The organism is Citrobacter sp. Igbk 16, from assembly GCF_028069755.1.
Taxonomy (GTDB): domain Bacteria; phylum Pseudomonadota; class Gammaproteobacteria; order Enterobacterales; family Enterobacteriaceae; genus Citrobacter.
Window position 1 is genome coordinate 59,149 of sequence record NZ_JANEWJ010000011.1, and the last position, 12,161, is coordinate 71,309.

At 51.4% G+C, this 12,161-nt stretch carries 11 protein-coding genes; 9 read left to right on the forward strand and 2 right to left on the reverse strand.

Annotation, left to right across the window (positions count from 1 at the left end):
- Window positions 1–373 precede the first annotated feature (373 nt).
- From NNO03_RS09710 to opgB, 6 genes are all read left to right on the forward strand, one after another.
- Window positions 374–1,150 carry a threonine/serine exporter ThrE family protein gene (locus tag NNO03_RS09710; RefSeq protein ID WP_271449394.1) on the forward strand — a complete coding sequence of 259 codons (777 nt, stop codon included), beginning with the start codon at window positions 374–376 and terminating at the stop codon, window positions 1,148–1,150.
- Window positions 1,141–1,614, forward strand: a complete 474-nt coding sequence (locus NNO03_RS09715) for a threonine/serine exporter (protein WP_271442551.1) — start codon at window positions 1,141–1,143, stop codon at window positions 1,612–1,614. Before NNO03_RS09710 ends, NNO03_RS09715 begins: the two co-directional genes overlap by 10 nt.
- Window positions 1,615–1,736: 122 nt before the next feature.
- A complete protein-coding gene (gene dnaT, locus NNO03_RS09720; RefSeq protein WP_271449395.1) occupies window positions 1,737–2,276 on the forward strand; it encodes a primosomal protein DnaT in 540 nt (179 codons plus the stop codon).
- Between the two features lie 2 nt (window positions 2,277–2,278).
- The gene (dnaC, locus tag NNO03_RS09725) at window positions 2,279–3,016 is read left to right on the forward strand and encodes a DNA replication protein DnaC (RefSeq protein ID WP_003019133.1); all 738 of its coding nucleotides are present in this window, start codon (window positions 2,279–2,281) and stop codon (window positions 3,014–3,016) included.
- 70 nt (window positions 3,017–3,086) lie between these two features.
- Entirely contained in the window at window positions 3,087–3,578 is a 492-nt protein-coding gene (locus tag NNO03_RS09730) for a DUF2501 domain-containing protein (protein WP_271442549.1), read from the forward strand.
- A gap of 242 nt (window positions 3,579–3,820) precedes the next feature.
- Window positions 3,821–6,112 carry a phosphatidylglycerol--membrane-oligosaccharide glycerophosphotransferase gene (gene opgB, locus NNO03_RS09735; RefSeq protein WP_271449396.1) on the forward strand — a complete coding sequence of 764 codons (2,292 nt, stop codon included), beginning with the start codon at window positions 3,821–3,823 and terminating at the stop codon, window positions 6,110–6,112.
- A 103-nt stretch (window positions 6,113–6,215) separates the two neighbouring features.
- Here the strand turns inward: opgB and NNO03_RS09740 are convergent, their stop codons facing one another.
- Both NNO03_RS09740 and NNO03_RS09745 read right to left on the reverse strand, forming a co-directional pair.
- A complete protein-coding gene (locus NNO03_RS09740; RefSeq protein WP_271449397.1) occupies window positions 6,216–7,661 on the reverse strand; it encodes a tagaturonate reductase in 1,446 nt (481 codons plus the stop codon).
- A 13-nt stretch (window positions 7,662–7,674) separates the two neighbouring features.
- Entirely contained in the window at window positions 7,675–8,697 is a 1,023-nt protein-coding gene (locus NNO03_RS09745; protein ID WP_271442546.1) for a zinc-binding alcohol dehydrogenase family protein, read from the reverse strand.
- Window positions 8,698–8,833: 136 nt separating this feature from the next.
- Here NNO03_RS09745 and NNO03_RS09750 point away from each other — a divergent pair, with 136 nt between their 5' ends.
- The 3 genes from NNO03_RS09750 (at window position 8,834) to NNO03_RS09760 (ending at window position 11,906) form a co-directional block, all read left to right on the forward strand.
- Window positions 8,834–9,748, forward strand: coding sequence for a GntR family transcriptional regulator (locus NNO03_RS09750; RefSeq protein WP_271442545.1), 915 nt, complete (start codon window positions 8,834–8,836; stop codon window positions 9,746–9,748).
- A gap of 215 nt (window positions 9,749–9,963) precedes the next feature.
- The gene (locus NNO03_RS09755) at window positions 9,964–11,325 is read left to right on the forward strand and encodes an MFS transporter (protein WP_271442544.1); all 1,362 of its coding nucleotides are present in this window, start codon (window positions 9,964–9,966) and stop codon (window positions 11,323–11,325) included.
- Between the two features lie 65 nt (window positions 11,326–11,390).
- Window positions 11,391–11,906: a GNAT family N-acetyltransferase gene (locus tag NNO03_RS09760; RefSeq protein ID WP_271442552.1), complete on the forward strand. Its 516-nt coding sequence runs from the start codon at window positions 11,391–11,393 to the stop codon at window positions 11,904–11,906.
- Window positions 11,907–12,161: the final 255 nt, after the last annotated feature.

Here is a 12,161-nt window from a genome sequence, read left to right on the forward strand (position 1 = left end):
ATCAATAAATAGACATGCGTTAAACAATAGACAGGATGAATTATTTATCCCTATTATAAATAGAGAATGGTGATGCTACATTCCCAATGGCATCACACTATAAATTTATCATGACATAATTACGCATAAGTACATTCATTGTACAATTAAAATAACTACATTAAATTATTAGCATTCCTTACGTAATTACTGTTCACCTCAGAAAATTTAGCCCTGGCTCAAGCGTGGGTCCACGATACGATTCCCTGCAACCTCCGAGTGACCTGTTTTTTTCAACACAAAGATTGATCTTATCCAGAGCCAACGGACTCGCGCTTCATGATAAAAAGAAGATATTCTTCATTAAGAGAGCATCTTTTAGTCAGAGCGAGCTATGCAAACAGAGCTGTCGTCACAAAGAACGGTTACACGGTTATGTATACAATGCGGGCTTTTTTTACTGCAACATGGCGCAGAAAGCGCGTTAGTCGATGAACTTTCCACCCGCCTGGGCCTGGCGCTTGGGATGGACAGTGTAGAAAGTGCCATATCATCGAATGCCATCGTCCTGACGACGATCAAAGACGGACAATGCCTGACATCGACCCGAAAAAATCAGGATCGTGGCATCAATATGCACGTCGTGACGGAAGTGCAACACATTGTTATTTTGGCAGAACATAATCTGCTGGACGAAAAAGGGGTAGAGAAACGGTTTAACCAAATCAAACCGCTGCGCTATCCCAGATGGCTGGTTGCTTTCATGGTCGGATTGTCCTGCGCCTGCTTTTGTAAGCTCAATAACGGCGGCTGGGATGGCGCGATGATTACCTTTTTCGCCAGCATGATCGCCATGTACATTCGCCAGATCCTGGCTTCCCGGCATTTGCATCCACAAATCAACTTTTGTATCACCGCTTTTGTGGCAACCACCATATCCGGGCTGCTGCTTACGCTACCGACGTTTAATCACACGCCTACTGTAGCCATGGCCGCCAGCGTGCTGTTACTGGTTCCCGGTTTTCCGTTGATCAATTCGGTTGCGGATATGTTTAAAGGACACATTAACACCGGCCTCGCTCGCTGGGCGATTGCCAGTCTGCTTACGCTGGCAACCTGTATTGGCGTGGTGATGTCTATGACCTTATGGGGGCTTCGCGGATGGGCGTGATCGATTTTATTTTGGCACTCATACAGGACATGATCCTTTCTGCCATCCCGGCAGTAGGATTTGCCATGGTCTTTAATGTTCCACATCGGGCGCTTCCCTGGTGTGCGTTGTTGGGTGCCCTGGGACACGGTTCCCGAATGGTTATGATGACCGCTGGATTCAACATCGAATGGTCCACCTTTATGGCCTCGTTGCTGGTAGGCTGCATTGGGATCCAGTGGTCACGATGGTATCTGGCACATCCGAAAGTCTTCACCGTTGCGGCAGTGATCCCTATGTTTCCAGGGATCTCCGCCTACACCGCCATGATATCCGCCGTAAAGATCGGTCATTTCGGCTATAGCGAAGCGCTGATGATCACCCTGCTGACCAACTTCCTGAAAGCATCATCGATTGTAGGCGCACTCTCAATTGGGCTTTCCGTGCCAGGATTATGGCTGTATCGCAAACGTCCGCGCGTGTAACGAGTGAACCTGTTTACCCCTTTGCAGATGGGGGAACCTTCCCTCATCTGCTGCTCTCCTCTTTCTCTGTGTTACTATAAAAGCAGTCCCTTCTCGGTTGTTGTTCAGTATTGAGAAACATTATGTCCTGCAAAATTTTGACTCCGGACGTCATCAGTATTGACGCCTTATTACACGATCACAACGCGGTGCTGGCGAAGTCGGCGGCTGGCGCTGTGGCTGTTTTTGCCAATAATGCGCCTGCTTTTTACGCCGTAACCCCAGCACGACTGGCAGAGTTGCTGGCGCTTGAAGAGAAGCTGTCACGCCCGGGAAGCGATGTAACCTTAGATGCCCAATTCTATGAAGAGCCGCAAGCGGCACCGGTTGCCGTGCCAATGGGTAAATTTGCGATGTACGCTGACTGGCAGCCAGATGCTGACTTCCAGCGTCAGGCGGCGTTATGGGGAGTGGCGCTAAGAGAGCCCGTCACCACAGAAGAACTGGCTTCATTTGTTGCCTACTGGCAAGCCGAAGGCAAAGTCTTTCACCATATCCAGTGGCAGCAAAAACTGGCACGCAGCATACAAATAGGCCGGGCCAGCAATGGCGGGATGCCCAAGCGCGATGTTAACAGTGTCAGCGAACCTGACAGCCATATTCCACCAGGTTTTAGGGGATAACGATGAAAAACGTTGGCGACCTGATGAAACGTTTGCAAAAAATGATGCCACCCAATGTTGAGCCGGCCTTCAAAACAGGCGAGGAGCTGCTGGCGTGGCAAAAGGAGCAAGGTGAAATTCGTGCCGCTGCATTGGCGCGTGAGAATCGGGCCATGAAAATGCAACGGACCTTCAACCGTTCCGGTATCCGCCCACTACACCAGAACTGCTCGTTCGAGAACTATCGTGTCGAGTGCGAAGGTCAGATGAACGCCCTAAGCAAAGCCCGCCAATACGTTGAAGAATTTGACGGCAACATCGCCAGTTTTATCTTCTCCGGCAAACCCGGTACGGGTAAAAACCATCTTGCCGCTGCCATCTGCAACGAACTGCTGCTGCGCGGCAAGTCGGTACTGATTATTACCGTGGCCGATATCATGTCGGCGATGAAAGAGACATTCAGCAATCGTGAGACCAGTGAAGAGCAACTGCTCAACGATCTCAGCAATGTGGATCTCCTGGTGATCGACGAGATCGGCATGCAGACAGAATCCCGCTACGAGAAAGTGATCATCAACCAGATTGTCGATCGCCGTTCGTCATCTAAGCGCCCAACCGGCATGTTAACAAACAGCAATATGGATGAAATGAACAAACTGCTCGGCGAACGGGTGATGGATCGTATGCGTCTGGGCAACAGCCTGTGGGTGATCTTTAACTGGGAAAGCTACCGGAGTCGGGTCACCGGCAAAGAGTATTAGCGTATTGGGAACACTCCTAAGACAGCCAGCGCTATACTGCGCTGAAAATGCATAACACGAGTTACACATAATGATGAAAACTACCAAACGTCTGCTGTGCTGCGCGGTTGCCGCCAGCACACTCATCTCCACCAGCGTTTTTGCCGCATCCTGGCAAGATTCGCTCTCTAGTGCGGCCAGCGAACTGAGCAAACAAAGTTCCACCTCGCAGGGCAGCTCCTCAATTTCTTCCCTGACCAGCCTGTTAAATGGCAGCAATCAGTCTCTGACGTCCAGCAGCATGAATAACGCAGCAGGGATTCTGGAATACTGTGCAAAACAGAAACTGGCTTCGGTCACTGACGCGCAAAACGTCAAAAACCAAGTGCTGGATAAACTGGGCCTGAGCACGGCTGAGCAGAAAAAAGATACCAACTATCTGGATGGTATTCAGGGAATGCTCAATACCAAAGATGGTCAGCAGCTTAACCTGAGCAACATTGGCAGCACACCGCTGGCCGAGAAGGTCAAAACCAAGGCCTGCGATCTGGTATTAAAACAGGGTATGAACTTCATTTCCTGATGCAACAAATGCCGCGCCCCGGCCATTTCACCACCGGCGCGGCATCAATCAATTCCACGAAAATATTTTCATACCAAATGAGTAGTGATTGCCCGCAAAAACCCGCATATCTAAACCAATTCTGAATAACAACCTCATTTAATGTCACTACAATTGCAGCAATATAACAACGCTATTACATTGTACTCTCAAAAAATGATTAGCCTGCCAGGCAATTGCCTGGTGTTACTGAGGATAGACCGTTGTCAGAATTGCTCTCCATCACTCTGTTTCTCGCTTCGGTACTGATTTATGCCTGGAAAGCGGGTCGCAACACCTGGTGGTTCGCCGCCACGTTAACGGTGCTGGGGATCTTTATTGTCTTAAACATCACGTTGTATGCCAGTGACTATTTCACAGGTGACGGCATTAACGATGCGGTCCTGTACACCCTGACCAACAGCCTGACTGGCGCGGGTATCGGAAAATATATCCTGCCGGGCGTTGGGATCGCCCTGGCGCTGACCACCGTTTTTGTCACGCTGGGCTGGATACTGCGCCGCCGTCGCCATCATCCGCATCATGTCGGTTACAGTCTGCTGGCCCTGCTGCTGGCGCTGGCTTCTGTTGATGCCAGTCCGGCTTTCCACCAAATAACTGAACTGGTCAAATCCCAGTCACGCGATGGCGATCCCGATTTTGCGACCTACTACAAAGAGCCATCAAAAACGATCCCCAATCCGAAGCTGAATCTGGTTTATATCTACGGTGAAAGTCTGGAGCGTACTTATTTTAACAACGATGCCTTCCCGGATCTGACCCCGGAACTCGGCACGTTGAAAAACGAAAGTCTGGATTTCAGCAACACCATGCAACTGCCGGGTACGGATTACACCATCGCCGGCATGGTCGCCTCACAGTGTGGCATTCCGCTGTTTGCACCATTTGAAGGTAACGCCTCGGCATCGGTTTCCAGTTTCTTCCCCAACAATATCTGTCTGGGCGATATCCTGAAGAACTCCGGTTATCAGAACTATTTTGTACAGGGCGCAAACCTGCGCTTTGCCGGGAAAGATGTATTCCTGAAATCCCACGGATTTGATCATCTGTACGGCGCTGAAGAGTTAAAGGGGGTCGTTGCAGACCCCGCTTATCGTAACGACTGGGGCTTTTATGATGATACCGTACTGGATGAAGCGTGGAAAAAATTCGAAGAGCTGTCACGCTCAGGGCAGCGTTTTTCACTGTTTACCCTGACCGTCGATACTCATCATCCGGACGGTTTCATCTCACGCAGCTGTAACCGTAAGCGTTATGATATTGACGGTAAAACCAACCAGTCCTTCAGTGCGGTCAGTTGCAGCCAGGAAAATATCGCCGAGTTTATTAATAAAATTAAAGCCTCACCGTGGTTTAAAGATACCGTGATCGTCGTCTCTTCCGATCATCTGGCAATGAACAACACCGCATGGAAGTATCTCAACAAGCAGGATCGTAACAACCTGTTCTTCGTGCTACGCGGCGATCAACCCCAACAGGAGACGCTGGCGGTGAAGCGTAATACCATGGATAACGGTGCCACCGTACTGGATATTCTGGGCGGCGACAATTTTATCGGCCTTGGACGCAGCAGCTTGTCCAGCGAATCCGTATCGGAAGTGTTCCTGAACATCAAAGAGAAAATGCTGGCGTGGAAGCCCAACATCATCCGTTTATGGAATTTCCCGAAAGAGATGAAAACATTCACCATCGATCGGGACAAAGAGATGATCTCTTTCTCAGGGAGTCATTTCCGCCTGCCGCTGCTGCTCCGAGTGTCGGATCAGCGCGTCGAACCACTGCCGGAAAGTGAATATTCAGCCCCACTGCGCTTCCAGCTGGCTGATTTCGCCCCGCGCGACAACTTTGTCTGGATAGACCGCTGTTACAAAATGGCGCAGCTGTGGGCACCGGAACTGGCACTCTCCACCGACTGGTGCGTATCACAGGGGCAACTGGGCGGGCAGCAGATCGTACAGCATGTCGATAAAGCCAACTGGAAAGGGAAGACGACATTTAAAGACACGGTCATCGACATCGAACGCTATAAAGGTAACGTCGATACACTAAAAATTGTCGATAACGATATTCGCTACAAAGCTGACAGCTTCATTTTCAACGTAGCGGGCGCGCCGGAAGAGGTGAAACAGTTTAGCGGAATTTCACGCCCTGAATCCTGGGGGCGCTGGTCTAACGCACAACTGAGCGAAGAGGTGAAAATCGAATACAAGGCTCCGTTGCCGAAGAAATTCGATCTGGTTATCACCGCGAAAGCCTTTGGTGACAACGCTAACCGCCCTATTCCCGTACGCGTCGGCAACCAGGAACAAACGCTGGTATTAAGTCAGGATGTCAGCACAACCATATTGCACTTTGATAACCCGACATCCGCCGACACGCTGGTGATTGTCCCACCCGATCCCGTCGCTACCAACGAGGGCAACATTCTGGGTCACTCGCCGCGTAAGCTGGGGATCGGGATGGTTGAAATCAAAGTGGTTGCTCAGGGCTCGTGACATGAAGTGCTGATCGTGCTTCGCTTATCGGCCTACCGCTAACCACCGTTATTGTCTGAAAAAAAACAGCGCCCAACACCGCACCGGGCGCTGCATGGCAACCTTATTCCAGACTGTTTACCGCCTGACGCATCCCTTGCACCAGAATACTTTCCAGATTTGCCGTCACCTGTGCAGCTAACCCTGGCAGCAATGTAAGATCATCCCCCCAGTGAGGCGCATCGCTGAGCACAGTGTCCACCAGTTCACGCAGCGTCAGATCGTTGCCGACTCGCGGCCACAGACTGGCATACAGGCTTATCCACTGCTCATCATCCTGTAGTGGGTAGCGTTCGCCCGCGCGTTCCCCGCGATAAAATGCCAACAATGCAGCAAGTGCAAACGTTAACCGTACAGGCCAGCGCCCATTCTGCTGACCAGCCAGCAGTTGCGGTAAAATACGGGTACGGAATTTTGTCATGCCATTCAGCGCGATGGAAAGCAGTTGATGGCGAATATAGGGGTTCTGAAAACGCCCACTCACGGCGCTGGCAAACTCACGCAGTTCATCAGCCGGAAGATCCAGAACCGGGATAATTTCCTCGCCAATTGCCTGCTCAACAAAGCGACGCACGTCAGCATCCTGCATTGCCTCCCCCACGGTATCCAGCCCACACAACCAGGCGACTGGCACCAGCGCCGTATGTGCGCCGTTTAGAATGGCAACCTTACGCTCTTTATACGGCTTGATATCGCTCACCACGCGGATGTTCAGCGGGCACTGCGCCAGTTTCAGCTCCCCGGCCAACCACTCTGGCCCCTGAATAACAAACAGGTAAAAATGTTCAGCGGTATCGAGAAAGGCATCGTGATAGCCCAGCGTCTCTTCCAGCGTAGCAGCCTCCTCTCGTGGGTAGCCGGTAACAATGCGGTCCACCAGCGTGGAGCAGAAGGTATTCGCTGTTTCCACCCAATCGGCAAACGCCGGAGGAAGCTGCCAGGCCTGCGCATATTGCAACACCAGGGCTTTAAGCGCCTCACCGTTATACTCGATAAGCTCACAAGGAATAATTACCCAACCTTTATCCACCGCACCAGCAAAGTGGTTAAAACGCTCCAGCAGCAGACGCGTCAGTTTGGCTGGAAAGCTGATCGGTGGCACATCATCAACCTTGTCGGCTGCGTGATAGCTAATCCCGGCTTCGGTGGTATTTGAAAACACAAAGCGAATATCCGCATTGTGCGCCAGCGCCAGATACGCGGCAAAGTCCTGATACGGATTGATCTCGTTATTGACCGAGCGGATCAGTCGCGCTTCGCTCACTGCATCACCCTGTTCGTTCAGGCCACGAATAAGCGTGGTATACAGCCCATCCTGAGTGTTCAACGACGGTGGAAAATCGGTATTGATCGGGCGAACAAGAGTGACACCCGCCTGCAGATCCGTTTTCTCGTTCAGGATATCCAGTTGCCAGTCAACAAACGCACGCAGGAAGTTTCCTTCGCCAAACTGGATCACTCGTGTTGGATAGCAGCGCCCTGGAAAGTCACGTCGATTCAATGTTTTCATCACACTCTCCCTATCAGAACGTAATCACGCCTTTAATCAGCTCACGGTTGTTGATCACATCCCGTTCATAGATCTCTGCCAACGTATCAAACGCATAGCGGTGCGTGAGCATCATGTCAGCCGTCAGTTTGCCTTCCGACATCAGACGCCCCACTTTGGCGAAATCTTCCGGTGTGGCGTTACGGCTGCCCATCATGGTGGTTTCTTTCTTGTGGAATTCGGGATCGGAGAACTGTAAATCACCTTTGAACAGCCCGACAAAAACGATGCTGCCGCCGTGGCGAATCAAATTCACCGTGTTGTTCATCGCGTGCTGATTCCCCGTAGCATCAATGACTTTTTGCGCCAGCGAGCCGCCAAACTGTGTGCGTAACTGCGCATCAAAATCTGCAGCGGACGGATCGATAACCGGAAGCCCTAATCGGGAAACCACATGCTCTCTGCGTGCTGGGCTGGTATCCGCAACAACCACCTGCGCACCATCTGCTTTGGCGATCGCCGCGGCACCGAGACCAATCGGACCTGCACCGACAACAAGAACATGTTCGCCAGGTACCACCGCCGCCCGACGCACCGCATGGGCGCTAATGGCATAAGGTTCGATCAATGCCGCGGCATGCGGGTCAATCCCCTGTGCATCCAGTAGATTCGTTACCGGAACGGATAAGTACTCGCTAAAGCCACCATCCTGGTGCACACCAATCACCGAAATCTTCTCGCAGCAGTTGGTACGCCCGCTCTGGCACGCCGGACACTGCTGGCACGCGACGTAAGGAATAACAGCTACCTGCTGACCATTTTTCAGATCTTGTATATTTTTCCCCAGCCCGACAATTTCCCCACATATTTCATGGCCTAACACACGCGGATAGCTGAAAAAAGGTTGGTTCCCGCCCCAGGCATGAATATCCGTTCCGCAAATCCCTACGGATTTAATTTTAATTAATGCTTCACCCTCACCCGGAATAGGTATTTCGCGTTCTTTCCAGACTAATTTTTTAGGTTCCTGGCAAATCAACGTATTCATCGTAGACATGACTCTGCTCTCCTGTTTTTTGTTGCCTCAGATATCAACGAAAATAAAAACACCGGAGAAAGCGGAAACATAATCTGTGAATCTCAACGCATAAAAATGTTTTAAATCGGGTTTTAATAGACAAAAAGGAGAAGCCATGAGCCGTTCGCAGAACTTACGCCACAATGTGATTAACCAAATAATTGATGATATGGCGCGTGGTCATATCCCTTCCCCTTTGCCTTCGCAAAGCGCACTGGCAGAAATGTACAACATCAGCCGGACCACCGTGCGCCACATGCTGAGCCATTTAGGTGAATGCGGCGTACTGACGCAAGTCGGTAGCCACTACGTGATCGTACGTAAACCGAACCATGATGACGGTTTTTCGTGTACTACAGCGTCAATGACCGAGCAAAACCGGATTTTTGAGCAGGCGTTTTTCACCATGATTAACCAGCGCCAACTGCGTGCGGGTGAAAGCTTCTCTGAACTGCAACTGGCCAGAGCCGCAGGCGTCAGTCCGGTCGTTGTACGGGAATATCTTTTAAAATTCGAGCGTTACAATCTGATTAAAAATGAAAAGCGCGGTCAGTGGAGCATGAAGCAGTTCGATCAGGCCTACGCCGAGCAGTTGTTCGAACTACGAGAAATGCTGGAGACTCACTCTCTGCAACATTTCCTCAACCTGCCTGACGATGATCCTCGCTGGCTGCAGGCCAAAACGCTGCTGGAGCGCCACCGGATACTGCGCGACAGCATCGGCAGCAGTTTTCGCATGTTCTCGCAACTGGACCGGGAATTCCATGCCCTACTGCTTTCTGCAGCCGATAATATATTTTTTAATCAATCACTTGAGATTATTTCTGTGATTTTCCACTTCCACTATCAGTGGGATGAAAGCGACCTCAAGCAACGCAATATCATTGCCATCGATGAACATATGACCATCCTCAGCGCGCTGATTTGCCGCAGTGACCTGGATGCTACCCTGGCGCTTTGTAACCATTTGAATTCAGCCAAACAATCGATGATTCGCTCCATCAACCAACGTTGCCATAATGCTTATTAAGAACAGATTAAAAACAGCAAACCATTACCGGGAGCACGGTTTTATAAAAATAAAAACGCCAGAAAAATACCTCTTGCCTATGCTCACGCTAAGTCGACTGCATTAAAAAACTTTCGTGAGCGGTGATGAAAAAATTGATTTATCACCGGTACTTTTTCAATACAGCACAGCCAATCACTGTGTAAAAATAAATTATTGAGGTTCAGGAGTCCGGCGTGGAAAAAAATAATATTACCCTCGACCCGAGTTCTTCGTTTGGCACCTCGTCATCTGCGGATATTAATGTTCCGCCAGAAGGCATGGTGCAACGCAGTAGTCGAATAAAGCGCATTCAGACCACAGCAATGATTTTATTATTTTTTGCTGCGGTGATTAATTACCTCGACCGCAGTTCACTGTCGGTAGCAAACTTAACTATTCGCGAAGAACTGGGACTCAGCGCCACACAAATCGGCGTGCTGCTGTCGGTCTTTTCTCTCGCATATGGTATTGCGCAACTTCCCTGCGGCCCGCTGCTGGATCGTAAAGGTCCGCGCATCATGCTGGGACTGGGGATGTTCTTCTGGTCGCTGTTCCAGGCGATGTCTGGCATGGTGCACAGCTTCACCCAGTTTGTGTTGGTACGTATTGGGATGGGGATTGGTGAAGCACCAATGAACCCATGTGGCGTAAAGGTCATCAACGACTGGTTTAACATCAAAGAACGCGGTCGTCCGATGGGGTTATTCAACGCCGCTTCAACGATCGGGGTGGCCATTAGTCCGCCTATTCTGGCTGCCATGATGCTGGTCATGGGCTGGCGCTGGATGTTCATCACCATCGGTGTGCTGGGTATTTTCCTCGCTATCGGCTGGTACATGCTGTACCGCAACCGCGAACAGATTGAACTGAGCGCCACCGAGCAGGCGTACCTGAACGCCGGCAGTGTCAACGCGCGTCGCGATCCTTTGAGCTTTGCCGAATGGCGCAGCCTGTTCCGCAACCGCACCATGTGGGGCATGATGCTGGGCTTTAGCGGTATCAACTACACGGCATGGTTATATCTGGCCTGGCTGCCTGGTTATCTGCAAACGTCCTACAACCTGGATTTAAAGAGCACCGGATTAATGGCGGCGATCCCGTTCCTGTTTGGCGCAGCCGGCATGCTGATTAACGGTTTTGTCACCGACTGGCTGGTGAAAGGCGGTATGGCGCCGATTAAGAGCCGTAAAATTTGTATTATCGCCGGGATGTTCTGCTCAGCTGCCTTCACGTTTGTCGTGCCACAGGCAACAACATCAATGGCTGCGGTACTCCTGATCGGTATGGCGCTGTTCTGCATTCACTTCGCCGGCACTTCCTGCTGGGGGCTGATCCACGTCGCTGTTGCCTCACGTATGACCGCCTCCGTGGGCAGTATCCAGAACTTTGCCAGCTTTATCTGCGCGTCCTTCGCGCCGATCGTTACCGGCTTTATTGTGGATACCACCAACTCTTTCCGCCTGGCGCTGATCATCTGCGGTTGCGTCACCATGGTAGGCGCGCTCGCCTATATCTTCCTGGTTCGTCAGCCAATCAGCGACCCACGTCAGGAGTGATGCTCTGTAAGGGTCCGGTAATCGTACATTACCGGACCTGCGCCAAAGCCCGCTATACTGCCTCCATGAAAATCACTTTCCGCCCCACAACTCAGGTCGATACCCCAATCCTGCCGGACATCGAACACTCCGCAGGACAGCGCTTCCTGCGCATTCCTTCACTGGCATGGCTCGCCGATGGTCACACCGTTACGCTCTCCCAACATCAGCACTATGTTGACAACGAGATGAGCTGGCTGGCACTGGCAGACAACTCTCCCGTTGGCTTTTTGCTGGCAGAACCGATTGCATCATCGCTGTTTATTGCTGAAGTTTCTCTGCATCTGGGCTGGCAGGGGAAAGGGATTGGTCGGGGGTTGATTCGCTACGTCGCTGAACAGGCGCGGGAAAAAGGATATGCATCACTCACACTGACCACCTTTCGCGATGTGCCATGGAACGCGCCCTTCTACGCCGGTCTGGGGTTTGAGATGCTGACAGATGAGGCGCTTTCTACACCACTGCGCCAGAAAAGAGAAGAAGAAGCAGCGCACGGCCTGGCGTTTGAATCACGCTGCGCCATGCGCCTGATATTGCGCTAATTGCCCGATGGCAGCTACGCCTTATCGGGCCTACGTAACCTTTCCCCGTAGGCCGGATAAGCGACAGCGCCATCCGGCAACTACGTAACCTTTCCCCGTAGGCCCGATAAGCGACAGCACCATCTGGCAACTACGTAACCTTTCCCCGTAGGCCGGATAAGCGCCAGCGCCATCCGGCAACTACGTAACCTTTCCCCGTAGGCCGGATAAGCGACAGCACCATCCGGCAACTACGTAACCTTTCACCGTAGGCCG